Below are 25,478 nucleotides of genomic sequence, written 5' to 3'. Positions count from 1 at the left end.
GCGAGCAGCCGATTTGGTGCTGTTGGTATATCTGGGCGGTGATCAGGAACTTCGCCGTCGTGGGCCCCAGGCCGGCGACGAGGGAGCGGCTGGCGGCGGCGCTGGCGGCCGCGCCGAACCTGTCCGTCTACCGGATCGGCCGGGGCGCCGACCCGTTACCGGTCTCGGCGAGCTTCGACCCGGCCGACCAGTCGGGGTGCCGCAGCCTGCTCGACTGGTTCGAGCGGGGCGCGCCGTCGGGTGCGGTGCTGCTGGTCGACGACTGGGCGCTGTGCGCGGAGATGGACCCGGAGCTCGACCGGACGGTGGAGTGGGTCGCGGCCTTCGGTCCAGGGCGGGGCGTGCAGACCGTGGTGACGGCGCGGGACTGGGACACGCTGCCCCGGCGGCTGCGCAGGCACCTGCACGGCGAGGCGACGGACTTCCTGGCGCTGCACGGGGTTTCGGCCGACCTGCACGACAAGTGGCAGCGCAGTGACTTCAAGACCGCTCTCGGCACGGATGAGCACGGCTGGCCCGTGTACCTCGACATCAGCGTGGACGGACACGGCTACAGCGGCACGTACCTCGGCCCGTTCGAGCAGCGCTCGCAATGGTTGCAGAGCGCGCTCCTCGGCCTGATGGTCACGCATTCGCCGGCAGACCTGAACATCGCGTTCCTCGACATGCAGGACAACGACGTGTTCGGCGAGCTGCCGAACGCGGGCCACACGACGTTCGAGCTGACCGGCCAGGACGACGACGAGTGGTTCGACCGCTTCACCGCAGGTCTGCACGGCGAGCTCAACCGCCGCCAGGAGCTGATCCACCGGGTTGCCCGGTGCCGCAACAGCCTCGACTACCGGGCCGCACGCGCGGCGGGTGCCGGCCTCGAACCGCTGCCGGACCTGCTGATCTGCGTCGACACCGCGGAGATCCTGATCGAACGCGGCTACCGCAACGTGCTGGAACCGCTGGTCAGGGCCGGGCGCACCCTCGGCATCCGGATGCTGTTCTCCGGCGACGCCTTCCCGCCGCAGCTGGCGCTCCAGCTCCCCGAGTGGCCGCACGCGACCCCCGCGTTCGACCTCGACGAGATGGCCGCGGCACTGCCGCACGTGCTGGTGGGCGGCCCGCCCGCGCACGAGATCGTCCTGGCGCCGCTGCACACCACCGGCGACACGCCCACCCTGGGCATGCTGCCGCCGGGCGCGATCGGCGTGCTCGACCTGCCCTACGAACAACGCCGCGGCGTGCTCGTCCCGTCCTTCACCGACGAGCTGCGGCACGGCGCGATCGTCGGCGGACCCGGCACCGGCAAGACCACCACGCTGCGCACCCTCGCGACGGTGCTCGGCGACCTCACCGGCTTCCAGCTGCTCGACGGCCCCGGCGAACCCCTCGACCCGGACCGCCACGTCGTCGTGACGGCCCGGACCTGGGACCAGGTGCCGCAGTTCGTCCTCGACAGCCTCGCGTTCGGCGTCGAGCTCCGCCTCGACGACCCGGCCACGTCACTGGTCGGGGCGCGCGAGGCCGGCCGGGTGCCGGACCGGCCGGGCTTCGGCCTGTCCGTGCCCGACCGGCTGCACGTGCAGATCGCGCTGCCGTGACCCACCGCGCCCTCATCGGCCCGCCCCACCTGACCGGACCACGAGCGCTCGCCGACGGCGGGTGGCGGAGGACGGACCCGAGTGCACCGAGCTGCGGCAGCGGACCGGTCGTGACGCGGCACCGCCCGACCGGTCCGGCTCGGGCTCAGCGGCCGCGCAGGCGCCGCTGCGCGTCGTAGAGGTTGCGCGGCACCACGTCCGTCGTGCCGTACAGCTCCAGCCGCGAGTTCAGCGACCCGGTGAAGTCCGGTTTGTCGACCTGGCCGAAGTCGCGGACCTCGGAGATCGCCACCGTCGCGCTGCACGGGGCGACCTGGTCGATGCGGACGTTGCCGGCGCGCTGGTTGGTCACGGTGACGTTCCAGTGCGCGAACCGGGCGCCGTACAACGGGCCCGCGTCCGCGCTGCCGCCGTGGGCGCCGACGTTGTTGATGGTGATCTCGGTGCGGACGTTGCCGAACGGCAGACCGCGGTGCGTGTCGAACACGTCGTGGTCCATCCTGCCGCGGGTCCAGACGTTGCCGCAGGACAGGCCCTCGACGTTGAGACCGTGGTTGCCCGCTCCCGCCTGGGACGGTTCGGACGGGGCCTCGATCACGAAGCCGTCGGTGAGGTTGTCGTGGGACTGCTCGCGGGTGGCGTAGGCGTGGTGGTGGCCGCGACCGGAGACACGGGTGTTCAGCAGCGAGATGCCCTTGGCGGACACCAGGAGGAAGCCGTTGTCGACGTCGTGGACGTGCACGTCGTCGGCCCAGCAGTCCCAGGCGCACTGGAACGCCACCCCGTTGTAGCCCTTGTCCTGCAGGTGCTTCGGGGTCGGCACCCGGAACATCTCGATCTTGATGCCCTCGACGCCCGCGCCGGTGACGACGGGTGCCATGGTGGTGAGCCGCGGCTTCCACTCGGGCCGGAGCTCCAGCGGCAACGGCTGCGCGAGCTTGACCCTGTTGCCGCGCACCCACTCCACCCGCACCGGCCACAGGAAGGGGAAGTAGGACAACAGCTTCGTCTTGTCGTCCCAGCGGTAGGACGTCGTGCCGGGCACGTCGCCGCACATGTGCCTGGGCAGCGAGTAGTCGGAGTCGTCCAGCCGCAACAGCACCCGCTGTCCCGCGTGGATCGACCGTCCATCCGTGACGGTCACGACGAACGCACCGCGCGGTGCGGAGCCGGTGATCCCGGTCAGCACCGAGCCCTGCTCCAGCTCGTTGCCGGTCCAGCCCTCGAACGGCCACCTCTTCGCCTGGATCGCCTCGACCAGCGGCCGGTAGCGGTCGCGGTGGCAGACCCACACCAGGCCGCCCGCCCAGCTCCACGCCGAGTTCTCCGAGCCGTAACGGCTGCGGTTGATGCCGATGATCTGCTCCAGCGACCGGGTCGCGTAGAACGTCGTCTTCGCACTGCCCGCGCCGCGCAGCACGACGTTGTCGTAGCCGATGCGGATGATGTCGTCGATGCGGTAGCGGCCCGGCGGGACGAGGACGGTGCCGCCGCCCAACCGGCCCACGAACTCGACCGCCCTGTTGATCGCGGGCGCGGCGTCGGCGGAACCGTCGCGGCGTGCGCCGAAGAACAGGACGTTCGCCAGCACCGGGCGGCGGGGCGGGCGTTCACCGGTGCGGTGGCCCGCGTAGGCGACGTTGGGGAGCTGCGGGTGGTCGTACGGGTTGGCGACGAACTCCTGCCACAGCGAGGCGGAGGACTCGGCGGACGCCGTCCCCGTCAACGCCGGTGTCCCTGCCACCGCAATCCCCGCAGCCACCAGGAACTGCCGTCTGTCGATGTTCATTTCGCCGTCTCCAAGGGGTCTTGGCCACGGCGGCGGTGGTCAGATCAAACCAGAGATCAGTCCGCTGCGGAACGCACTGCTTCCGCGACCAGCTCGTCCACCTGGTGCATCAACCGGCGGGCGTCGGTCGGCGTGAAGGTGCTCCACGGCGGCTGGCCGTTGGTGGAACGGCGTTGCTGCAGGTAGCGGCCCTCTTCGGTGTCGAAGAACGAGATCACGCGGTCGGGCCGGCAGCGCTTGCCGTACCTGTCGCGGGCCGCCGCGCCGAAGTTCCCGGTCCGCACGACGCCGGTGAACATCGTGACGAGCGCCTTCGCGTCGTCCTCGCGCAGGCCGATGCCGCGGAACGCGGCCTCCATCGACTTCGGTGAACCATCGGTCCGCGCGGCCGCCTTCTCGATGTCCGCACTCGGCAGCGTGACCGAGAGGCCGGTGCCGGCGGGGTGCTGGGGCAGCACCGACAGGACCGCGGCGGCCAGGCCGGAGCCCGCCCACGGCTGGAACGTCAGCTGGTCGTCCCGCAACGTCGCGAGCGCGCCGTGGTCGCCGTTCGCCACGGCGAGGACGCGCAGGCCGTGGCCGAGCCAGAGGCGGCCGTCCGCCTCCCGCTCGGGCTTGGAGAACATCCGCAGCAGACCGTCCAGCTCGGCCGACAGGCCGCGGGAGTTGCCGAGCCGGCGGTGGTCCAGCTGCTGGTGGACGCGGTTCTCCAGCGCGATGCGCTCGTCCCGCGTCCGGCCAGGTGAGGGGACCTTGAGCACGAGCGGCATGGGACCGACGTTCAGCCGCTCCCACACCACGTCGAACTCCTCGGCGGACAGGGTGATCGGCTCCCTCTCCGCCGGGCCGCCGAACAGGCTCACTCCGACAGGCCTCCGATGACCGGGGGCGCGATCATGCGGTCGTCGCCGAACACGTCGTCGGTCTCGACCAGGTAGTCGGCCACCTTGTGCTCGATGTCGTCCTCGCCCTCGCCCTTGGCACCGTGCGCGCCACCGGCGCCCATGCCGGCTCCACCGGCGGCACCGACCTTGCCCGCGGCACCGCCGGGTCCACCGGCAGCGCCCATGCCGCCGGGGCGCAGCGCGTCGGGGCCCATGCCGGGCACGCCGGCCTTCAGGCCGCCCTGACCGGCGCCGACGCCCTGGCCGGAGGCACCGAGCGACCCGGACATCGGGCCGAACGCCTTGCCGCCACCGAGCTGACCACCGCGCACGCCACCGGTGCCACCGGGACCGCTGCGGCCGCCACCGGGCACGCCCGTGGCCGGGCGGGTGAAGACCGGACCGGGCCCCGGCGTCGGGGTCGGCTTCGGCTCGGGCGTCGGCAGGGTCGTCGGCGGGAGGTGGGTCGTGGGGGGCGTCGTGGTCGTCGACGGCGTCGTCCACGACGTGTGCGTGGTGTCACCGGGCGGCGTCCACGTCGGCGTCGGGGAGACCGTGCCGGTGGGCGGCGCGGTCCACGACGGCGTGGTCGTGCCCGTGTTCGTGCCGGTGCCCGTCGGCGAGCTCACGCCCGTCGGGGTGTAGCCGACGTGCTGGTTGTGCGTGCCCGTCTGGCCGGGCGGCGGCGTGTCGATGACGATCTGCGGCGGGTCCGGGAACTCGCCCAGCGTGGAGGAGTTCCACCGGCTGTCGGCCTGGTAGTCCTCCATGACCTTCACGGCCTGGGCGGCGGCGTTGTCGGCGGCCGCCTCCTGGCGCTCGTGGTCGCGCTGCTGGCCGATGACGTGCGCGATGCCGGCCGGACCGGTCAGCGCGCCACCGGCGAAGTCGAGGAAGCCGGGCTTCTCGGCGGTGATCGGGACGACCTCGGGCATCTTCTTGCGCGCCTCGGCGATGAACTCGCCCTGCAGGCGTGCCGAGCTCTCCATGGTCGTGGCGCCCTGGTTCGCGAACCCGGCCCACTCCGCCAGCGGCGACAGCGCGGCGTTCGCGGCGTCGGCGGCGTCGGACTCCCAGTCCGCGCCCATCTTCGCCAGCGCGGCGTGCAGGTTCTCGTTGATCTCCGCGAGCGAGGCGGCGATCGTCTTCCAGCCGCCCTCGACCGGGATGGAGGCGGAGACGCCGGGGCCGGAGTTGATCATCTTGTACAGCTCGGGGTGTGCGTACCCCTGGAAGCGGTGGTCGCTCATCGGTCAGTCCCCTCCTCTCAGCCCTGCAGGTGCTTTCCCCAGAGGGCGGTGTTGTCGCCCTCGACCATGCGGTACTGCTCCTCGATCGCGCGGAGCTGGTCGATGACCCCGATGAGCTGCTTCTTGTAGAACACCAGCGCGGCCAGTGCCTTCTCGCTGGTCTGCTCGTTGAACGCCTTGGAGGTCTCGCTGCTGATCGGGTCACCGGCCCAGGGCCTGGTGGGCAGCGCGTCCGACGAACGTTCGATCTTGGCCTCGAACTCGTCCAACGCGCGCTCGAACGCCGCCCTCGCCTGGGGAATGGCGGACGGGTCCACCTTCAGCCTGCGTTGACCGAACTCCGGAGGCGACGAAGTACCCCCACCATCCGCGAGATGCACGGCACACCCTCCTCAGTACGGCCCTCAGGATCGGGGCCGCGTGTGCATTTGGAACGACTTTAGCTCTGATGCATGACGCGGGTGACCGGTTCCCGGTAAAAGCGAGTAGTTCTGCTCACTTCGCCCGGAGCGCCGACCCCGCTGCCTCCGCGAGCGGCTTGGCCCTCTCACACGCGCTGTCCGCCGTGGAGTCATTACCCAGACCGGCGGTCACCGCAACCCTCAACAGCTGCCCTTCGTTGGCGTCGAGGAAGACCTCGCACTGGGCCGTCCTGTTCCCGGACCGGCCGGTGGCGAGGTAGGCGGGGTACCCGGCGACCTCCAACTCGGTCAGCCTGGTCGCCTGGCCGACCGTCCTCTTCAGCCGGTCGGCGCCACCGTTGACCACGGTGTCGATGCTCCAGAGGAACTTGCGGTCCTCGTAGCTCGTGCCGCACCCCCTGCTGCCTTCGCCGTAGTCGGCGTCGGGCGTGCCGGGCTGCACGCTGCGGATGCCGAGCGCGGTCCTGGTCTCGGGGGTCACCAGCGTGCACGGGTCGAGCGCCAGCAGGTCGACGGCTCTGGGGCGGTTCACCGGTGCGCTCTTCGCAGACGTCCCGGTCTGCGTACCGGTTGAGGTCTGCCCGCCCGCGGAGGGGGTGCCGGGCTCGGTGGAAGAACACCCGGTCAGGACCGCTGCCAGCAGGAACGGGACCACCACGCGACGCATGACCGTCAACGTATCGGATCGCCGAACGCGGAGGGTCGCGATTGCGGTGAGCCGAGTCACCCGCACGGCCCATTGCCGGTGACCCCCACTGAAAGGAAACCTTCTTTACGATAACCCGGAGCGCCGCCGCCCCGATGCGTCGAGGAGCGACATGCTGCGCAACCGACCACTACCGGCACTGGCCGTGGCGGCCCTGGGGCTGGCACTGCTGGTGCCCACCACGGCGGCCGCGGGTCCGGTGCCCGGCACGGGAGCGGCGCTGACCGTGACCGCACGGCCCGGTACCGCCTCCACCGTCCCCGACTGGCGCATGCAGAGCAGCGCCAGGGCCGCGCAGGCCGGTGACGTGATCTCCGGACCGGCCTATTCGGACACCGGGTGGCTGACGGTGCCCGCGCGGTCCACCGTCATGGCCGGCCTGGTGGCCAACGGCCGGTACCCGGACGTCCGGTTCTCCGAGAACATGAAGCAGGTCGACGCCGGCGACTTCAAGGTCGCCTGGTGGTACCGCAAGGTGTTCAGCGCCGACCCGCAGCCGGGCGTGCACACGTTCCTCCGGCTCAAGGGCGGCATCATCGCCCGCGGCGAGATCTGGTTGAACGGCAGCAAGGTCGCCGGCACCGACCAGGTCGTCGGCGCGTACCCGACGCACGAGTTCGACGTGACGCCGTTGCTGCGCAAGGGCGACAACGCGCTCGCGATCAAGGCGACGCCAGCCGACCCGCAGAACGAACTGCTGATCCACTTCATCGACTGGGCGCAGCTGCCGCCCGACCGCAACCAGGGGATCTTCCGCGACGTCACGTTCGAGCCGAGCGGCCCGGTCTCGCTGCGCAACCCGCGCGTCGACACCGACCTGCCGCTGCCGGCCCTGACCAGCGCGAAGATCACCACGAAGGTCGACGCGCGCAACAACACCGGCCAGCCGGTCACCACCGAGGTCACCGCCGCGGTCGCCGGTCAGGTCCTCAAGCAGCGGGTGCAGCTCGCGGCCAACCAGACCAGGACCGTGACGTTCACCCAGGACCTGCGGGACCCGCGGGTGTGGTGGCCGTTCCAGATGGGCGCGCAGCCGCTCTACGAGGCCGTGCTCACCGCGAACGTCGGCACCACCGCGTCCGACAGCGCGAAGACCACCTTCGGCATCCGCGAGGTGTCGTCGAGCCTCCGCGGCACCGGACGGCAGTTCACCGTCAACGGCAAGCCGTTCCTGGTGCGCGGCGGTGGCTGGGCCTCGGACCTGTTCCTGCGCACGGACGTGCGCTACGTCGAGGACCAGCTCGACCTCGTGAAGGCCATGGGCATGAACACCCTCCGGCTGGAGGGCAAGCCGGAGAACGACGAGCTCTACGACCTGGCCGACCAGCGCGGCATCATGATCCTCACCGGCTGGGAGTGCTGCTCGAAGTGGGAGCGGTACGACTCGTTCGACGCCGAGGACGACCGGGTCGCCGGCGAGTCCGCGGAGAGCGAGGCGCGGCGCATCCGCAACCACCCGAGCATGATCGGGTTCATGATCGGCTCCGACGCCGCACCCGGCGCCGGCCTGGAGAAGACCTACCTCGACGCGTTGCAGCGGGCCGAGTGGAACCTGCCGGTCATCTCGTCGGCCAAGAACATCGGCTCGCCGCAGCTGGGCGAGCCCGGCATGAAGATGGACGGCCCGTACTGGTGGGAGCCGCCGGTCTACTGGCACACCAAGCAGCTCGGCGGCGCGGCCGGGTTCGCCTCCGAGATCGGCCCCGGCGCGACCATCCCCGAGATGGACGAGCTGAAGAAGTTCCTGTCCGCCGCCGAGATCACCAGGCTCACCGACTACAACGCGACGCAGTACCACCTGTCGCCGTCGGCCACGTTCGACAAGCTGACGTTCTGGGGCACCGCGCTCGACAACCGCTACGGCAAGCCGGCGAACGCCGAGGACCTGGTCCGCAAGGCGCAGCTCGCGAACTACGAGACGAACCGCGCGCAGTTCGAGGCGTTCGGCGACAACTTCAGCGACGCGACCAACCCGTCGACCGGTGTCATCTACTGGATGCTCAACAACGCCTGGCCGACGCTCTACTGGCACCTGTACGACTACTACCTCGCCACCGCGGGGTCGTACTTCGGCGCCAAGGCGGGACTGCGGCCGTTGCACGCCCAGTACTCCTACGACGACAAGTCGCTGTCCGTCATGAACACGAGCCTGCACCCGGCCACCGGCCACCGGCTGCAGATCACCCTGTTCAACCTCGACGGCACGCAGAAGGCCGACGAGACCCGGGCCGTGACCGCGGCGGCCAACGGTCCCACCAAGGCCGGCCCGCTGCCGCAGCCGTCCGGGCTGTCCACCACGTACTTCGTGCGCCTGCTGCTCAAGGACGCGGCCGGCCAGGTGGTGGACCGCAACGTCTACTGGCTCTCCACCAAGCCCGACACGCTGAACTACGGCGGTTCCACCTGGTACCACACGCCGCAGTCCGGGTACGCGGACCTCAAAGGCCTCAACGCGTTGAAGCCGGGCACGGTCACCTCGACCGTGTCGACCGCACCCGCCGGTGACGACCGGCAGGTCACCACCGTGACGCTGAAGAACACCGGCAGCACCGTGGCGTTCTTCGTGCGGGCGTCGCTGCGCAAGGGCACCGGCGGTGCCGAGGTGCTGCCGACGCGGTGGAGCGACAACTACGTGACGTTGTGGCCGGGCGAGACCCTGGCGCTGAAGGCCGAGTACCGGTCCTCGTCGCTCGGGTCCGCCCGGCCCGTCGTGGAGGTCTCCGGCCACAACGTGGCGAAGAAGTCGGTCAGCTGAGGTACCGCTCGACCACCACGGCAGGTCGCTCGACCGGTTCGCCCCGGTCGAGCGACCACGCCAGCCGCACGTACTGGGCGTGCGTCCAGGCCAGCGGGGTCGCCGACTGCGTGCCCCGGCCGTCCCACACCTGTTCGGGCAGCATCAGGCCGCTGTTCGCCGTCGCCGCGACCTCCCGCAACCGCTTGGCTGCACTCGCCTTGTCGCCCGCGAGCAGCTCGTACTCGCCGCGTTCACCGCTGAGCAACGGCCACAGCCGCCCGTACGTGCGGGTCGGCTCCGGCCAGTTGATGCCCCACGGCCGGCCGTCCGCGGTCTCGCCGTAGCCGTCCTGCGTGAACCGGTGCCAGTAGCCCTGTTCCTTCAGCTGCGCGTCGACCACGGCGACCGTGTTGCGGATGACCGGGTCGTCGGCGCGCTTCACGCCGAGCCGCACCAGTTCGAGGAAGCTCGGGTCGACGACGGCCCGCTGGTCGATGTCGGTCGGGTTGTTGTCACCGAGGTTGTACTTCGTACCCTGGTCGGGCTTCCCGTCCTTGGTGACGCGCAGGTAGTACGGCTTGGGCGCGTACGGGCCGGTGCTCGTCGCGGTCCAGCCCTCGACCTGCCGCTGCCACGCGTCGGCCGCGGCGAGGTAGCGGTCGGCGTTCTCCCCGTTGCGCCGCAGGAGGTCCGCGAAGCACACCAGGCCCGCGACCGCGGACGCGATCGTCGCCGGCGAGTACCCGCTCTGGTTCTCCCACCGCTCCTGCTCGCTGAACGGCGCGTCCGGGTAGCTCAGCAGGTAGTCGGCCGAACGGCGCAGAGCGTCCACTGTGGACCTGTCGCGCCGGTCCAGGCGCCACGCCAGCAGCAGCGGTGCCGCGGTCTGGTCGAGCTGGACCTTCAGCCACACCGGGGTGCCGTCGACCCGCGTGTTCTGCGGCAGGTGGCCGTCCGGCTCCTGCTGTTCGCGCAGCATGAAGTCCAGCGAGCGCTCGGCGAACCCGCGGTCGCCGGCGGCGATCATGGCGGTGGACACGTGGTAGAGGTCGCGCGGCCACACGAGCGCGTACGGGCCGAGCTCCGGTGCCAGCTCCCGATCGGACCCGAAGGCCCACGGGAAGCTCGGCGACGCGATGGACGCACCGGGGTGCGTCTTGTCCTCGGTCGCCGCCAGCACCATCACGGACATGTCGTAGAGCCGCCGGTCCGCCGACTTCGGCCGCTTCAACCCGTCCAGGTACTGGTGCCAGCCGCGTGCGTACTCCCGTGCCACCACACGGAAATCACGGTTCAGCGCCGCCCGTGCGACGCCGTCGCCGAACCCGACGGCGAACGTGCCACGAGCGTGCCGCACGGGTTCGGCGGGCAGCGTGCTCTCGACGGTGCTCGCGCCCTTCATCGGCACGTGGTCGATCGTCAGCTTCATCGGCCGCTTGGCCCAGAACTCCACGTCCGCCAGCACGGCCGCACGCTGCGGATCGGTGACGTAGGTGAGCACGGCGTGCCAGCCCTCACCGTGCAAGCGCTGCCGGAACGTCAACGACCGGTCGTCGGCGGGTTCGGTCCGCGCCTGACCGGGCCTGCCGTCGACCAGCAGCCGGGTCTCGCGGGTCGCCGGGGTGCTCAGGTCGGGGTGGAAGACCTCGGACAGGCCCTGGTGGCCGAGGGTGAACCACACCGGGCTGCCACCTCTGGCCGTGCCGAACCCCTGTTTGTCCGCGGGGAGGGGGACGACCTCAGCGGCGTGCACGACCGGTGTCACCGCCACGAGAAGGAGCACGACGAGCGCCAGGATCTTCATGGCACTCGGAGTTCCCCGACCTAGAGATCACCACGCAGCAGGCTGTCGATGTCCTCGGGCGGACCGGGCCGCGCGAAGAACCAGCCCTGGCCGGTGTCGCAGCCCAGCCGCAGCAGCCGTGCGGCCTGAGCAGGCGTTTCGACGCCCTCGGCGGTGACGCCCAACGACAGCGCGTGCGCCAGCTGCACCAGCGTGGCCACGATCTGCGCGTCGACCGGGTCCTCCTCGTTCTCGGCGCGCAGGCCCTCCATGAACGAACCGGCGATCTTCAGCTCGTGCACGGGCAGGTGCTTGAGGTACGCCAGGTTGGAGTAGCCGGTGCCGAAGTCGTCGATCGCGATGCGCACACCCATGTCGCACAACGCTCGCAGCGCCTCCAACGGCTCGTCGGCGGTGCCCATGATCGCCGACTCGGTCAGCTCCAGCTGCAGGTGGTGCGGCGGCAGCGCGCACTCGTCGAGGATGCGCTTCACGTCCCGCACCAGCTCGGGGTCGCGGGACTGGCGCACGGCGAGGTTCACCGACACGAACGGTGCCGCGTCACCGAACTCGACCAGCCAGCGCCGCGCCTCCTCGCAGGCCTTGCGCAGCACCCACCGTCCCAAGGGGACGATCAGCCCGGTCTCCTCGGCCAGCTCGATGAACCGGTCCGGCGCGAGCCGCCCGAACTCCGGGTGCTGCCAGCGCACCAGCGCCTCGACGCCGACGACCGTGGAGTCCTCCAGCCGCACCAGCGGCTGGTACTCGACGTAGAACTCGTCGCGTTCCAACGCGCGCGGCATCGTGGCGGACAACGTGAAGCGGGCAACCTCGCGGGCGTTGCGCTCCGGGTCGTACAACGCCCAGCGCGCCTTGCCGTCGGCCTTCGCCCAGTACAGCGTGATGTCCGCGTCGCGCATCAGGTCGGCGGCCGTGGTGCCGGACAGCTGCCGTTCGACGATGCCGATCGAGGCCGACACCGACAGCTCGTGGCCGGCGATGCGGATCGGTGCCTCCAGCTCGGTCAGCACCCGGCCGGCCACGTCGACGATGTCCTGTTCACCGGACGAGCCCTCGACCAGGATCACGAACTCGTCGCCGCCCATGCGGGCGACCAGCTTGCCCTCGCCGGACACCGAGTGGTCGAGCCTGCGCCCGACCTCGACCAGCAGCTGATCGCCGACGTCGTGGCCGAGCGAGTCGTTGATGACCTTGAAACCGTCGAGGTCCAGGTAGCAGAGGCCGGCCCGCTGGTGCTTGCCGCGGTTGTTGAACACCCGGCCGAGGCGTTCCAGGAACAGCGCCCGGTTCGGCAGCCCGGTCAGCGGGTCGTGCAGCGCCTGGTAGCGCAGCCGGTTCTGCAGCAGGTGCCGGTCGGTGACGTCCTCGATCATCGCCACCTGGTACTGCGGCTCGCCGTGGTCGTCGCGGACCAGCGACAGCGTCAGGTGCGTCCACACCTGCTCGCCGTCGGCGCGGTGGAAGCGCTTCTCGGCCCGGTAGTGGTCGCACTCGCCCGCGATGAGCTGGTCGTAGAGCCGCCACACGCTGCCCGCGTCCTCGGGGTGCATGAGGTCGCGCACGTTGTACTGGCGCATCTCCTCGACGCTGAAGCCGAGCATGTCCTGCAACGCCTGGTTGACGTCCAGTATCCGGCCGTCGATGGCGGCGATGCCGATGCCGATCGCGGCCTCGGTGAACATGGCGCGGAACCGGGCCTCCGAGGCCCGCAGCGCCGCCTCGGCCTGGTCGCGGGCGTCCAGCACGGCCGCCCTGATCGCCTCCTGCTCGGCGAGCGTGCGTTCCCGCAGCGCGCGGGCGTACCCGGCGGACAGGGCGCCCTGCAGCGCGGCCAGCCGGGACCGCAACCGCGTGTCCCCGGCCGCGCCCAGCTCGGCCAGCAGGTCGTCACCGAGCAGCTGGACCGTGCGGCCGAGGGTGTCGGTGCCGGTGAAGTGCGCGTCGACCAGCCGGGAGCCGATCTCGTAGCCGGGCTCGGTGCGGAACGGGCTCGCGTAGAGCGCCTCGACCAGCAGCACGGTCAGGTCCTGCAGGTGCTGGGCGACCTCGGCCCTGGTCATGGGGACGTAGCTGGACCCGATGACGGCCGTCGCCCAGCTGCGCGCGAACGACTCGGCACCGGCCAACACGGCCGGGTCCGAGGGAGAGCGGTCGTCGCGCACCCGGTGGTCAACCCGTTCGGTCATCGTCTCGGCCCTAACGCCACGAACGCGCAGCATACGGGCGGTTGCCGTGCGCAGTCACCTTTACGCCTTCCGGCCCAGCGCGCCGAACGCCGGGAAGGGCGTTCGCGAGCCGTTCAGGTCGTCCGGCGACTCGGGCCGCCAGGCCGGCAACCGCACCACACCCGGCTCCACCAGGTCGAACCCGTCGAACAAACGGGTGAACTCAGCCTCGTTGCGGTACGTCATCGGGGTGACGTCGCGGTCGTACACGCTGCGCACGGCCCGGTACGAGCCGGTCTCCTCGTCCGCCTCGTACCCGGCGTGGGAGATGGCGAGGTGGCTGCCCGGTGCGAGCCGGTCGCGGTACCCGCCGATGATGCCCAGCGGGTCCTCCTCGTCGGACACGAAGTGCAGCAGCGCGATCATCAGCACGGCGATCGGCTGGTCGAAGTCCAGCAGGTCGCCGACCTCGGGCGAGCCCAGCACGGCCGCCGGGTCGCGCACGTCGGCCTGCAGCACGGCCACCCGTCCGTTGCCGTTCAGCAGCGACCGGCTGTGGGCCACGGCGACCGGGTCGACGTCGACGTAGACGACCTTCGCGGCCGGGTCGGTGCCCTGCGCGATCTCGTGGACGTTGCCCACGGTCGGGATGCCCGAGCCCAGGTCGAGGAACTGCCGGACGCCCGCGCCGAGCAGGTGGCGCACGACCCGGCGCAGGAACGCGCGGTGGTTGAGGATGACGTCGCGCAGCTCGGGCATGACCTCCAGGGCCCGCTGCCCGACCGCGCGGTCGGCCGCGAAGTTGTGCGCGCCGCCCAACCAGTAGTCGTAGACCCGTGCGACGCTCGGCCGTTCCAGGTCGATGTCCCCCGGTGCCCAGTTCGGCCGCTCCACCGCTACCTCCACGTCGGATCCGCGCACCCACGTCATGGGCCGATCCGCCAGCGTTGCACATCGCGCCGTTGGCAGAATGCGGACCTCGTGAGGTTCCTGCGGCTTGCCGATCGGCGCAAGCACCACCAGAAGACCGTGCTGCTCCCCACTCTCCCGCCTCCCTCGTGGCGTTCCCACGAGCCCGACCTGCCGCTGACGTGGAGGAACTGACGTGAAGTGGCTCTTCGCCGTCATCTCGGCCGCTCTCGTCACCGCAGGCACCGCCGTGGCGCTGTGGTGGCTCAAGGCACCCGCGGTGGAGGTCGTGAAGACCGCCGGTGTCGCCGGTGGTGCCGTCATCGCGGTCTACGCGTTGTGGCTCAACGACCGCAAGCACCTGCTGGAGAGCGACAAGGTCGCCGACGAGCGGTTCGCGCGCTCGGTCGAGCTGCTCGGCAACGAGGCCGACCAGGTGCGCGTGGGCGCGATGCACGCGCTGGTGTGGCTCGCGAACTCGACGCCGCGCTACACGCAGACCGTGCTCGACGTGCTGTGCGCGTACCTGCGCCGCCCGTTCAAGCACCCGTCGTGGGAGCACGACCGCGCGGACCCGGACACGGTGTTCGTCACGGTCGACCCGGAGGTCCAGCGCGAGCAGCAGGTCCGCCGCACCGCGCAACGGCTGATCCGCGACCTGCTGTCGTGGGGGGACAGGAACAGGAAGGACTTCTACGACCTCGACCTGACCGGTGCCGCGCTGGAGTACTTCCAGCTCGACGGGCGGCGGGTGCACCGGTTCGTCTGCCGCCGCGCGCAGTTCTACGGCATCACCGAGTTCCGCGAACTGCACGTGCGCAGCCGGGCGTTGTTCTCCGGTTCGACCTTCCACGGCCGGCTCTCGGTGCCGGAGGCGCGGTTCGAGGGCGGGCTCGCGTTCACCGAGTGCACGTTCCACGGCAGGGTGGACTTCCGCGGTGCCACCGTCGGCACGTTCCTGGCGCTCGTCGACCCGCCACCGCCGGAGCAGGTGGGCGAGCTGAGGTTGTTGCCCGGCACCGCTCTGCGCACGCCGGTGGAGGGCTGGTCGCTATCCGGCGGCGCGCAGGCGCCCCGCCCGCGCCTCGGCGACCACGTCCAGCAGGACGCGCGCGGCGGCGCTGACCGCGTGGCCGGTGACGACCGCGGTCTCGGCAACGGGCACGTCCCCGCGCAGGCCGACGAAGTGCGCCCTGGTGGGCTTGACCGCGAAGGACTGCGGGACGAGCGCAACCCCGAGACCGAACCCGACGAAGTCCAGAAGTGAGTGCACGTCGTTGACCTCGACGGCGACGTGCCGCTCGACCCCGGCCGCGGTGAGGGTGCGGTCGACCTCGTCGCGCGTGCCCCAGTCGGCGTTGAAGTCGACGAACGCCTGCCCCCTCAGCTCGGTCAGCTCGACGCTTTCTTCACCGGCGAACGAACTTTCCGGCGCACACGCGAGCACGAGCGGTTCACTGGCCAAAGTGGACACCCGGAGGTCGTCGGGCATCCTCGGCCGGCGCGTCACGAAGGCGAGGTCGAGCCGCCCGGCGCGGACGTCCTCGACCAGCTCGGCGTTGCCGGACTGGCGCATCCGGATCTCCACGCCGGGGTGCAGCTCGTGGAACCGCGCCAGCACGGCCGGCAGGTGCACCACGTGCAGGCACTGCAGGCTGCCGACGGACAACGTGCCGCGCAGCAGCCCCTGCACGGCGGCCACGGCGTCGCGCGCCGACTCGACGGTGCCCAGCGCGCGCCGTGCCTCCGGGAGCAGCGCGCGGCCCGCCTCGGTCAGCTCGACCTGGCGGGTGGTGCGCAGGAACAGCGGCGCGCCGAGCTCGACCTCCAGCGCGCGGATCGACGCCGACAGCCCCGACTGGGCGATGTGCAGGCGCCGCGCGGCCCTGGTGAAATGGGATTCCTCGGCGACCGCGACGAAGTGCTCCAGCTGCCGGAGTTCCACGATTCATCACCTGCGGTGCTCAATGAGATCACTTCTCTGCGTTGGACAGCTTAATGCAGGTGGAGCAGAGTGGAGGGCATGCAGAAGCGCCGAATCGGAGAAGTCGAGGTCAGCGCCATCGGACTGGGCGGCATGCCCATGTCGGTCCAGGGCCGGCCGGACCGCGCACAGGCCATCGAGACCATCCACGCCGCGCTCGACGCGGGCGTGACGTTCATCGACACCGCCGACGCCTACTCGCTCGACGACAGCGACTTCGGGCACAACGAGGAGCTGATCGCCGAGGGGTTGCGCGGTCGTTCCGAGGAGGTGTTCGTCGCGACGAAGGGCGGTCACACGCGCGTCGAGGGTGGCGGCTGGGCGCTCGACGGACGGCCCGAGTACCTGCGCAAGGCGGTCGACGGGTCGTTGCGGCGGCTGGGTGTAGACCAGATCTTCCTCTACCAGTTCCACCGGCCGGACCCGAAGACGCCGATCACCGAGTCGGTCGGGGCGCTCGCCGAGCTGCTGGACAACGGCAAGATCCGCTACGCGGGCGTGTCGAACTTCAACCCCGAGGAGATCGTGCAGGCCAACGAGGTCCTGGGCGGTCGGCTGGCCGCCGTGCAGAACCAGTTCTCGCCGTCGTTCCGGTCGAGCGAGCCGGAGCTGGAGCTGTGCGACAAGCTCGGCATCGCGTTCCTGCCGTGGAGCCCGTTCGGCGGCATCGGCAAGGCGGGCGCGCTGAGCGGGCCGTTCAAGGAGGTCGGCGACGCGCACGGGGTCAGCCCGCACCAGGCCTGCCTGGCGTGGATGCTGGCCAAGTCCGAGGTCGTCATCCCCATCCCGGGTGCTTCCCGGCCGGCGAGCACCACGGACTCGGCAGCGGCGACCCACCTGGAGCTGACCGCGGAGGAGCTGACCCGCCTGGACGGGTGAAGCCGGTGGCCGACTGAGCCGAATGGTCGCACGATCTAGTGCATGCGGACCTTGATCAGCATTGCGGCGATCGTCGCCGGGATGACCCCGGCCCCCGCGTCCGCGGTGCCCTTGCCCGAGGGCTCCGCGGACCACTTCGCGGGTTCACAGATCCTCCGGCACGAGGGGGTGGGGACCCGGACGGCCGCAGCACCACCGGCAGACGGCAAGGTGCCCGGCATGGACGTCAGCAGCCACCAGGGTGACGTCGACTGGGCGGACTCGTGGGCCAAGGGTGCGCGGTTCGCCTACGTCAAGGCGACCGAGGGCACCGACTACAAGAACCCGGACTACGCCCAGCAGTACAACGGCTCGCTCGGCGTCGGCATGATCCGCGGCGCGTACCACTTCGCGCTGCCCGACCGCTCCGACGGCGCCGAGCAGGCGAACTTCTTCGTCGACAACGGCGGGGGCTGGACGCCGAACAGCAAGACCCTGCCACCCGCGCTGGACATGGAGTACAACCCGTACGGCGACACCTGTTACGACATGTCCCCGGCGGAGCTGACGACGTGGGTGCGCTCGTTCAGCGACACGGTCTACGCGCGCACGAAACGGTATCCGGCGATCTACACGTCCACGAACTGGTGGAACAAGTGCGTCGGCGGCTCGTACAACTTCGGCGAGCACCACCCGTTGTGGATCGCGCGCTACGCCGACGAGCTCGGACCGCTCCCGGCCGGCTTCACCTTCCACACCATCTGGCAGTGGCAGGCCGCCGGCTTCTTCCCCGGCGACCAGAACCTCTTCAACGGCAAGTACGACCAACTGGCCCGCCTGGCCGCCCGTTGACCGCTCAACGCACGCGGGGAGCTTTCGTACTCTCCGAGAGTACGAAAGCTCCCCGCGTGCGGTTGAAGCGTCAGTCGAACAGGGCTGGGAGGGTGGCTTCCCAGGCCTCGCGGAGCTCGGTCAGGGGCAGCGAGCCGAGGTCCTGGATCTCCAGGGCGCCCGACTCCGGGTCGACGACGCCGACCTTGCGCCACGGCAGAGCGCGCGCGGTGCACATGTCGGTGAAGCGCTGCTCCTCGGTGCGAGGAACGGCCACGAGCACACGGCCGGCCGACTCGCTGAAGAGCTCGGTGAACAGGTCACCCTCCAGGAAGACCCGCGCACCCGTCTCACCGATGAGGCACGTCTCGACCAGGGCCTGGGCCAGACCGCCCTCGGACAGGTCGTGCGCGGCGGAGACCATGCCGTCGCGGGAGCCCGCGACGAGGACCTCGCCGAGCAGCTTCTCGCGCTGCAGGTCGACCTTCGGCGGCAGACCGCCGAGGTGGCGGTGGACGACGTGCGCCCACTCCGACCCGCCGAACTCGGCGCGCGTCTCACCGAGCAGCAGCAGCGTCTCGCCGGCCTCGGCCCCGATCCCGGTGGGGATGCGGCGCCGCACGTCGTCGATCACGCCGAGCACGCCCACGACCGGCGTCGGCAGGATCGCCGTGGAACCGGTCTGGTTGTAGAAGCTGACGTTGCCGCCGGTCACCGGGATGCCCAGCTCCACGCAGCCGTCCGCGAGGCCCTTCACGGCCTGCTCGAACTGCCACATGACACCGGGGTCCTCCGGCGAGCCGAAGTTGAGGCAGTTCGTGACCGCGACCGGCGTGGCACCGGTGGCGGCGACGTTGCGGTAGGCCTCGGCCAGCGCCAGCTGCGCACCCGCGTACGGGTCGAGCTTGGTGTAGCGGCCGTTGCAGTCGGTCGAGAGCGCCACACCGCGGTGCGTGTCCTCGCCGATGCGGATCATGCCGCCGTCGCTGGGCTGCGCCAGGACCGTGCCACCGCGCACGTACCGGTCGTACTGCTGGGTGACCCACCGCTTGGAGGCCAGGTTGGGGCTGGCCGCCTGGGACTTGATCAGCTCCAGCAGCTCGTCCTTCGCGGGCTTCGCGAGGGCGTCCGGCGTGTTCGCCTGCAGCTCGTCCTGGTCGGCGGGCCGCTGGATCGGCCGGTTGTAGACCGGGCCCTCGTGGGCGACGGTCCGCGGCGGCACGTCCACGACGACCTCGTCGTGGTACGTGATGACCAGGCGGTCGCCTTCCGTCACCTCACCGATCTCGGTGGCGATGACGTCCCACTTGCGGCAGACCTCCATGAACGCGTCGACGTTGTGCGGCTCGACGACCGCGCACATGCGTTCCTGGGACTCGCTGGACAGGATCTCCGCCGGCGTCATGCCCGTGGCCCGCAGCGGAACCCGGTCGAGCCACACGTGCATGCCACCGTCACCCGCGGACGCCAGCTCGCTCGTGGCGCAGGACAGGCCTGCGCCGCCGAGGTCCTGGATGCCGACGACGATGCCCTTCTCGAAGAGCTCCAGGGAGCACTCGATCAGCACCTTCTCGGTGAACGGGTCGCCGACCTGCACGCTCGGCAGCTTCTTGCGCTTGCCGGCCGTGTCGTCGAACGTCTCGCTCGCGAGCACGGACACGCCACCGATGCCGTCGAGGCCGGTGCGCGCGCCGTAGAGGATGACCTTGTTGCCGGCACCGGACGCGTGCGCCAGGTGCAGGTCCTCGACCTTCATCGCGCCGACGCACAGCGCGTTGACCAGCGGGTTGCCCTGGTAGGTCTCGTCGAACACGACCTCGCCGCCGATGTTCGGCAGGCCGAGGCAGTTGCCGTAGCCTCCGACGCCCGCGACGATGCCGGGCAGCACGCGCCTGGTGTCGGGCGCGTCCGGCGCGCCGAAGCGCAGCGGGTCCATGACCGCGAGCGGCCGGGCACCCATCGCGAGGATGTCGCGCACGATGCCACCGACCCCCGTCGCCGCACCCTGGTAGGGCTCGACGTAGGACGGGTGGTTGTGGCTCTCGGCCTTGAACGTGACCGCCCAGCCGTCACCGATGTCGACCACACCGGCGTTCTCGCCGATGCCCGCGAGCATCTTCGACTTCATCTCGTCGGTCGTGGTCTCGCCGAAGTACTTCAGGTGCACCTTGGACGACTTGTAGGAGCAGTGCTCGCTCCACATGACCGAGTACATGGCGAGCTCGGCGTCCGTCGGCCTGCGGCCGAGGATCTCCTTGATGCGCGCGTACTCGTCGTCCTTCAGGCCCAGCTCTTTGTAGGGCTGCTCCTGGTCGGGGGTGCTCTCGGCGTTCTTGACGGTGTCCACGGTCATGCCTTCACCTGCACTGCGTCGAGGAGGGACAGGAACATCCCCAGTCCGTCGTCCGTCGGGCCGGTGAGCGCGTCGATCGCGTGCTCGGGGTGCGGCATGAGGCCGACGACGTTGCCCCTGGCGTTCGTGATGCCCGCGATGTTGTTGCGGCTGCCGTTGGGGTTCTCGCCGACGTACCGGAAGACGACGCGGCCTTCACCTTCGAGCTCGTCGAGGGTCCGGTCGTCGGCCTGGTAGCCGCCCTCACCCGACTTCAGCGGCACGAGGACCTCGGCGCCGGCGTCGTAACGGGTGGTCCACGCGGTGCTGTTGTTCTCGACCTTCAACCACTGGTCGCGGCACACGAAGTGCAGCTTGTGGTTGCGGACCAGCGCACCCGGCAGCAGGTGGGCCTCGGCGAGGATCTGGAAGCCGTTGCAGATGCCCAGCACGGGCATCCCCCTGTTCGCGGCCTCGACCACCTCCTGCATGACCGGCGCGAACCGGGCGATGGCGCCGCAGCGCAGGTAGTCGCCGTAGGAGAACCCGCCGGGGACGATGACCGCGTCGACGCCCTTCAGGTCGTGGTCGCCGTGCCAGAGCGGCACGGCCTCCCCGTCCGCGTACCTGACGGCTCGCTGTGCGTCGACGTCGTCGAGGGTGCCGGGGAAGGTGATGACCCCGACCCTCATGCGTCGACCCTGCGCACGGTCCAGTCCTCGATCACGGGGTTCGCGAGGAAGGTCTCAGCGATCTTGGCGAGCGTGGCGTCGTCGACGTCGTCGGCGACCTCCAGCTCGAAGTGCTTGCCCTGGCGGACAGCGGTGATGCCGTCAAAACCGAGGCGCGGCAGCGCGTTCGCCACCGCCTGGCCTTGCGGGTCGAGAATTTCGGGCTTCGGCATGACGTCGACGACGACTCGGGCCACGACAGACTGCTCCCGGGATTCGAGGGGGCTGGCGGTACCCGGAGAGCCTACCTGACCTGGGTGTTCATCAACTCGACAGGTGTTCGGGGGCACATCTTCACCGGGTTCCACCATCGGGTGAAGCAGCTTGTCCGGGCCACGGGTCCTGCTATTCTTGACTCAGCTTCGGCCCGTAAGCCGGAGAAGTGAGCACGGTGCCCGTCCGGACGGTCGGCCGCCGTGCTTCGCGCTTTCTAGGGCCTTCGCGTGTCGATGACGGTCCCGATCAGCGGTCGTGACCGGCGTAGCCAGTCACCGCCCGCGCCGTAACACCAAGCCACGATGTCCGCGATCCACAGCAACGGGTCGTTCTCGCTGGGCAGGTGCTCGTAGAACAACCCCGTGCCCCACGCGGACTTGCCGAGCGTCGTTCGGATGGTCAGCAGGTCGTGGTCGTCGCGGATCTCACGGCTGTCGAACACCAACCGCGTCACGCCGGCTTTCAGCACGTCGTCCGTCAGGCGGGAGACGCACGTCTGCCGCGCCCGCTCCTCACCCTTCCGGCAGCAGGCGAGGTAGATGTCGACCTGGACCAAGGCCGGTCCCAGAGCGGACAGGATCTGCTTGCGCCGAGCCGGTGTCTCCTTCTTGAAGTGCAGCTCGCGCTGGTCCGGCATGCGCAGGCCCATGAGCAGCTTGCGCAATTTGGTCAGTTGGCCGGGCGAGACCAGTGCGACGGCCAGCAGGTAGGTGTTGTTTCGCCGCGACTCGTCGACGAAGGCGTGCAGACTCACGGAACGTTCATCGGCCGGGGCCGAACGACACTGCAGGAAGTCCAGCCGATCGAGCGCGTTTCGCCGTCAGCGGAGCGCGCTGGCGTCCGCGGTGTTCCGGACGGATGCTGGGATCATGAAGATCCTGGTGCTCGGCGGAACCGTGTTCCTCAGCAAGGCCGTCACGGCGGAGGCGGTCCGCCGGGGCCACGACGTGGTGTGCGGTGCTCGCGGCGCCTCGGGCGAAGTACCCGAAGGTGCGCGCCTGGTCGCGATGGACAGGAACCGGCCCGGCGCGTTCGACCAGCTCGCCGGGGAGCGGTTCGACGCCGTCATCGACGTGTCGAAGTACTCGGTGACCTGGGTGCGGGACGCGTTGGAGGCGTTCGGGGCGACCACGCCGCACTGGACGTTCGTCAGCAGCATCTCGGTCTACGCCGACCACGCGTCGGGCAGCGACGAGCTGTTGCCGCCGCTGGAGGACGATCCGGCGCAGGAGTTCACGTCGGAGCGGTACGGCAGCGTCAAGGTCGCGAGCGAGAACGCGGTCAGGGAGGCCGTGCAGGGCAAGGAGTTCATCGTCAGGGCCGGGCTGATCACCGGGCCGGACGACCCGAGCGACCGGTTCGGGTACTGGCCCGCCAGGCTCAGCAGAGGTGGCCGGGTGGTGGTGCCGGACAGCCCTGAGCTGGGGTTCCAGCACATCGACGTGCGGGACCTGGCGCGGTGGGTCGTGTTCGCGGCCGAGGAGCGGGTGACCGGCACGTTCGACTCGACCGGGCCGGTCATGCCGTTCCAGATGGCCATCGGGGAGATCGCCGGGGCCACGGCGGCGCCGGGGACGCAGCTCGTGCCGGTGGCGGAGAGCGTGCTTGAACAGCTCGGGGTCAACCCGTGGGCCGGGCCGCGGTCGTTGCCGCTGTGGTTGCCGCGGGAGTGGGCGAAGATGGTCGGCCGCGACGTCAGCGCCGCGCTGGCGAACGGGTTGCGGACCAGGCCGCTGGCCGAGACCGCGCTCGACTCGCTGGAGTACGAGCGCGGCCTCGGCGTGGACAGGCCCCGCAAGGCGGGACTGACGCCCGACGAGGAGGCGGAGGTCCTTACAGCAGCGGGTTGACCTGCGCGGCGACGAGGTCGATGCGCACGCCCTGGTTCGGGCAGCCGCCGAAGTGGTGCAGCCCGATCACCTTGTGCGTGCGCCTCGACAGCACCGGCGAACCGGACGAACCGCCCTCGGTGTCGCACATGTAGCTGATGTCGGACTGCGACGAGCTGCCGTTGACCCGTACGGCCCGCACGGCGCAGTAGCCGCCGCCGTTGCTGTCGTCGCGCAACGACAGCTTCTTCAGCTTCCCGGCCGGGTGGCCGACGATGTACATCTCCTCACCCACGGCCGGAACGCGCGCGTCCAGTTCGAGGTAGCCGAACGAGCTGATGGCCGCGAAGTTGTTCACGGTGAAGAGGGTGTAGTCCAGCGCGGCGCTGTACTTCAGGACCTGGGCCGCCAGCACCTTCGTGACGGTGGCCGTGGCCGTGCCGCCGCAGGTGGGGCACTGGTAGTTGAACCACACCTCGATGCCGGTGGTGCTGGTGAAGCAGTGCTCGTTGGTCAGCATGCGGTTGTTGGGGCCGACCCGCCACGCGGTGCACAGCGAGCTGCCGTTGCGCAGCAGCTTCGCCACGGCCGGCGTCTTGCCCCACTCGGTCGGGTTGCTGGACTGGTAGCAGACGGCGTCCTTGTAGTCGTTCGTGCCGCAGATGCTCTGCACGGACGGCTGCGCGGACATCTCCGCCTCGGTGTAGCCGCGGGTGAGCTTGTCGACGCGGGCGCGGCTGAGCGGGCTGCTCACCGACACCACCGCCCTGTCGCCGGTGATCGACATGGCCCAGAAGCCGGTCGCGTCGACGGTGGCGGTCAGCGAGGACTTCAGGTCGCGGGTGTAGGTGTACTTCTCGGTGCCGTCAGGGTTCGACACCGTGAGCACGTCACCCGGCAGAATGCGCAGATCCGTGAAATGCAGCTTCACGTATCCCGATCCGGGCCGTTCGACGGTCGTCGAACGGCTGAGGCCGCCCACGCGGACCGAGACGGATTCCTCGGTGCCGATTTCCTGTGACTGCGGCGATTGCGCCTGAGCAGGTGTAGACGTGGTGGTGGTAGCAGGGACAACGGTCGTCATCGGCAGGGCCAGCGCCAGTGCCGTGAGGAGTTGCAGGGTTTTCCTCATGCCCTTTGATACTTCCGACGTCACCTGACCGTGTCAGCCCGCCGAACGTCGGTAATGGAGGAATCCATGCAAGTTGTCCATTTCGGTCATGCCTGTGTGCTGCTCGACACCGGCAGCACCCGCATCCTGATCGACCCCGGCACCTTCTCGTCCGGGTTCGAGGACCTGGTGGACCTGGACGCGATCATGATCACGCACCAGCACGCCGACCACGTCGACGCCGAGAAGCTGCCCGCGCTGCTCAGGTCGAACCCGCGGGCGTTGCTGGTGGTGGACGAGGGCACCGCGCCGAGCGTCGAGCACCCGACCGTCGCACGGCCGGGTGATGTGCTGAAGGTCGGCGACACGACCGTCAAGGCCGTCGGCGGTCAGCACGCGGTCATCCACCAGGACATCCCGGTCGTCCCGAACACCGGCTACGTCGTCGGCGACGGTGCGTTCTACCACCCCGGCGACGCCCTGTTCGTGCCCGACGAGGACGTCGACGTGCTCGGCCTCCCCTCCGGCGCGCCCTGGATGCGCACCGGTGAGGCCATCGACTTCATGCGCGCCGTGAAGCCGCGCGTGGCCGTGCCGATCCACGAGGCGGTGCTGGCCATGCCGCAGATGGCCTACCACCACTTCGAGAACCTCAAGCCGGCCGGAACCGAGGTCAGGCCACTGCAGCGGGGCGAGGAGACGGAAGTCTGACGTAGGTGGTCGGCACGGCGTCGTGGGCGAGGGCCACGTCCACGGCGTCGAGCACGGCCTGCCGCGCCCCCGCACGGTGCAGGTCGCGCGCGTCCACGGTGATCCGCGTGAGCCCACCGCGCCGCGCGGACCTGGCCGCCGCGTAGACCAGCGCCAGCGACCGCAGCTCACCGAAGTTGCTGCGCTCGGTCAGCGCGTGCAGCCGCCCGAGCGTCGCGAGCCCGGTGCCGACGTCCCGCACGGCGTGGGCGTCGGCGCAGAGCTTGAACTTGTGCTTGGCCAGCGCGATCAACGTCCCGGGCGACGCCACACAACGCCGTGGCGCGAACGTGTCGACGTTCAACCCGATGGCGTCCATCTGCACACGGGCGCCCGTCAGCAGAAGCCCCGCCTCGTACGCGGGGAGCCTGCGTTGACCGAGGCCGTGCAGCACGACGGCGTCGCCGAGCGCGGCGCGCTGCCGCACCCAGTCCTGCGCCGAGGCGAGCTCGCGGGGGACCACGAGCAGCGACAACGGCACCCGCCGCGGCTGGAGGGCCGCGGCCAGATCAGCGCACCGGTCGAGGGTCTGCGGACCGATGCCGGACAGTGAGACCACGAGCTGTGAGTGCACCCGA

General features: G+C 70.4%; 21 protein-coding genes and 1 pseudogene. 7 read left to right on the top strand and 15 right to left on the bottom strand.

Annotated features, from left to right (window positions below):
* Nucleotides 1-38: 38 nt before the first annotated feature.
* Nucleotides 39-1,592: a hypothetical protein gene (locus ACZ7CF_RS15730; protein WP_360394402.1), complete on the top strand. Its 1,554-nt coding sequence runs from the start codon at nt 39-41 to the stop codon at nt 1,590-1,592.
* Nucleotides 1,593-1,737: 145 nt separating this feature from the next.
* Here ACZ7CF_RS15730 and ACZ7CF_RS15725 read toward each other — a convergent pair whose 3' ends face one another.
* The 5 genes from ACZ7CF_RS15725 to ACZ7CF_RS15705 all read right to left on the bottom strand — a co-directional run bounded on the left by ACZ7CF_RS15725 (nt 1,738) and on the right by ACZ7CF_RS15705 (nt 6,604).
* Nucleotides 1,738-3,381 (bottom strand): glycosyl hydrolase family 28-related protein, encoded by a 1,644-nt coding sequence (locus ACZ7CF_RS15725; protein WP_470369850.1) that lies wholly within the window; start codon nt 3,379-3,381, stop codon nt 1,738-1,740.
* Between the two features lie 56 nt (nt 3,382-3,437).
* A complete protein-coding gene (locus ACZ7CF_RS15720; RefSeq protein ID WP_458429996.1) occupies nt 3,438-4,244 on the bottom strand; it encodes an ESX secretion-associated protein EspG in 807 nt (268 codons plus the stop codon).
* Nucleotides 4,241-5,515 carry a PPE domain-containing protein gene (locus tag ACZ7CF_RS15715; protein WP_470369849.1) on the bottom strand — a complete coding sequence of 425 codons (1,275 nt, stop codon included), beginning with the start codon at nt 5,513-5,515 and terminating at the stop codon, nt 4,241-4,243. The genes ACZ7CF_RS15720 and ACZ7CF_RS15715 overlap by 4 nt, the downstream gene beginning before the upstream one ends.
* 17 nt (nt 5,516-5,532) lie before the next feature.
* Nucleotides 5,533-5,832 carry a transcriptional regulator gene (locus ACZ7CF_RS15710; protein WP_360394387.1) on the bottom strand — a complete coding sequence of 100 codons (300 nt, stop codon included), beginning with the start codon at nt 5,830-5,832 and terminating at the stop codon, nt 5,533-5,535.
* Between the two features lie 178 nt (nt 5,833-6,010).
* The gene (locus tag ACZ7CF_RS15705; protein ID WP_470369848.1) at nt 6,011-6,604 is read right to left on the bottom strand and encodes a DUF3558 domain-containing protein; all 594 of its coding nucleotides are present in this window, start codon (nt 6,602-6,604) and stop codon (nt 6,011-6,013) included.
* 151 nt (nt 6,605-6,755) lie between these two features.
* On the opposite strand from ACZ7CF_RS15705, the gene ACZ7CF_RS15700 reads away from it, so the two are divergent.
* A complete protein-coding gene (locus tag ACZ7CF_RS15700; RefSeq protein ID WP_470369847.1) occupies nt 6,756-9,398 on the top strand; it encodes a glycoside hydrolase family 2 protein in 2,643 nt (880 codons plus the stop codon).
* Here the strand turns inward: ACZ7CF_RS15700 and ACZ7CF_RS15695 are convergent.
* From ACZ7CF_RS15695 to ACZ7CF_RS15685, 3 genes are read right to left on the bottom strand one after another with little or no spacing between them, the layout of a single operon-like run.
* Complete coding sequence (locus ACZ7CF_RS15695; RefSeq protein ID WP_470369846.1) at nt 9,391-11,184, bottom strand: glycoside hydrolase family 15 protein; 1,794 nt, start codon at nt 11,182-11,184, stop codon at nt 9,391-9,393. The two genes, ACZ7CF_RS15700 and ACZ7CF_RS15695, sit on opposite strands and share 8 nt — an antisense overlap.
* A gap of 20 nt (nt 11,185-11,204) precedes the next feature.
* On the bottom strand, nt 11,205-13,370 hold the full coding sequence (locus ACZ7CF_RS15690; protein WP_360394376.1) for a putative bifunctional diguanylate cyclase/phosphodiesterase: 2,166 nt from the start codon (nt 13,368-13,370) through the stop codon (nt 11,205-11,207).
* Between the two features lie 60 nt (nt 13,371-13,430).
* The gene (locus ACZ7CF_RS15685; protein ID WP_470369845.1) at nt 13,431-14,279 is read right to left on the bottom strand and encodes an SAM-dependent methyltransferase; all 849 of its coding nucleotides are present in this window, start codon (nt 14,277-14,279) and stop codon (nt 13,431-13,433) included.
* A gap of 430 nt (nt 14,280-14,709) precedes the next feature.
* On the opposite strand from ACZ7CF_RS15685, the pseudogene ACZ7CF_RS15680 reads away from it, so the two are divergent.
* Nucleotides 14,710-15,159: pseudogene (locus ACZ7CF_RS15680) on the top strand (hypothetical protein); the annotation flags it as partial.
* 150 nt (nt 15,160-15,309) lie between these two features.
* Here the strand turns inward: ACZ7CF_RS15680 and ACZ7CF_RS15675 are convergent.
* The gene (locus ACZ7CF_RS15675) at nt 15,310-16,203 is read right to left on the bottom strand and encodes a LysR family transcriptional regulator (RefSeq protein WP_360394371.1); all 894 of its coding nucleotides are present in this window, start codon (nt 16,201-16,203) and stop codon (nt 15,310-15,312) included.
* 78 nt (nt 16,204-16,281) lie between these two features.
* Here ACZ7CF_RS15675 and ACZ7CF_RS15670 point away from each other — a divergent pair, with 78 nt between their 5' ends.
* Together ACZ7CF_RS15670 and ACZ7CF_RS15665 are read left to right on the top strand one after the other, a co-directional pair.
* Nucleotides 16,282-17,121, top strand: a complete 840-nt coding sequence (locus ACZ7CF_RS15670; protein ID WP_360394368.1) for an aldo/keto reductase — start codon at nt 16,282-16,284, stop codon at nt 17,119-17,121.
* 42 nt (nt 17,122-17,163) lie between these two features.
* Nucleotides 17,164-17,952 (top strand): lysozyme, encoded by a 789-nt coding sequence (locus ACZ7CF_RS15665; RefSeq protein ID WP_470369844.1) that lies wholly within the window; start codon nt 17,164-17,166, stop codon nt 17,950-17,952.
* Nucleotides 17,953-18,022: 70 nt separating this feature from the next.
* Here ACZ7CF_RS15665 and purL read toward each other — a convergent pair whose 3' ends face one another.
* From purL to ACZ7CF_RS15645, 4 genes are all read right to left on the bottom strand, one after another.
* The gene (purL, locus tag ACZ7CF_RS15660; protein ID WP_470369843.1) at nt 18,023-20,284 is read right to left on the bottom strand and encodes a phosphoribosylformylglycinamidine synthase subunit PurL; all 2,262 of its coding nucleotides are present in this window, start codon (nt 20,282-20,284) and stop codon (nt 18,023-18,025) included.
* Nucleotides 20,281-20,955, bottom strand: coding sequence for a phosphoribosylformylglycinamidine synthase subunit PurQ (gene purQ, locus ACZ7CF_RS15655; protein ID WP_458429982.1), 675 nt, complete (start codon nt 20,953-20,955; stop codon nt 20,281-20,283). The genes purL and purQ overlap by 4 nt, the downstream gene beginning before the upstream one ends.
* On the bottom strand, nt 20,952-21,191 hold the full coding sequence (gene purS, locus ACZ7CF_RS15650; protein WP_053739663.1) for a phosphoribosylformylglycinamidine synthase subunit PurS: 240 nt from the start codon (nt 21,189-21,191) through the stop codon (nt 20,952-20,954). Before purS ends, purQ begins: the two co-directional genes overlap by 4 nt.
* A gap of 233 nt (nt 21,192-21,424) precedes the next feature.
* Complete coding sequence (locus ACZ7CF_RS15645) at nt 21,425-21,964, bottom strand: hypothetical protein (protein ID WP_470369842.1); 540 nt, start codon at nt 21,962-21,964, stop codon at nt 21,425-21,427.
* 115 nt (nt 21,965-22,079) lie between these two features.
* Between ACZ7CF_RS15645 and ACZ7CF_RS15640 the strand changes: the two genes are divergently transcribed.
* Nucleotides 22,080-23,060, top strand: a complete 981-nt coding sequence (locus tag ACZ7CF_RS15640) for an NAD-dependent epimerase/dehydratase family protein (RefSeq protein WP_470369841.1) — start codon at nt 22,080-22,082, stop codon at nt 23,058-23,060.
* Here the strand turns inward: ACZ7CF_RS15640 and ACZ7CF_RS15635 are convergent.
* Nucleotides 23,044-23,970 carry a trypsin-like serine peptidase gene (locus tag ACZ7CF_RS15635; protein WP_360394351.1) on the bottom strand — a complete coding sequence of 309 codons (927 nt, stop codon included), beginning with the start codon at nt 23,968-23,970 and terminating at the stop codon, nt 23,044-23,046. The two genes, ACZ7CF_RS15640 and ACZ7CF_RS15635, sit on opposite strands and share 17 nt — an antisense overlap.
* Before the next feature lie 267 nt (nt 23,971-24,237).
* On the opposite strand from ACZ7CF_RS15635, the gene ACZ7CF_RS15630 reads away from it, so the two are divergent.
* The gene (locus tag ACZ7CF_RS15630; protein WP_470369840.1) at nt 24,238-24,861 is read left to right on the top strand and encodes an MBL fold metallo-hydrolase; all 624 of its coding nucleotides are present in this window, start codon (nt 24,238-24,240) and stop codon (nt 24,859-24,861) included.
* Here the strand turns inward: ACZ7CF_RS15630 and ACZ7CF_RS15625 are convergent.
* Nucleotides 24,824-25,459, bottom strand: coding sequence for a DUF2334 domain-containing protein (locus ACZ7CF_RS15625; RefSeq protein ID WP_470369839.1), 636 nt, complete (start codon nt 25,457-25,459; stop codon nt 24,824-24,826). The two genes, ACZ7CF_RS15630 and ACZ7CF_RS15625, sit on opposite strands and share 38 nt — an antisense overlap.
* Between the last annotated feature and the right edge of the window lie 19 nt (nt 25,460-25,478).

This window comes from Lentzea sp. NPDC036955 (genome assembly GCF_055608005.1).
The sequence above is the reverse complement of the archived record's forward strand: the minus strand, read 5'-3'. Positions and strand labels throughout refer to the sequence as shown.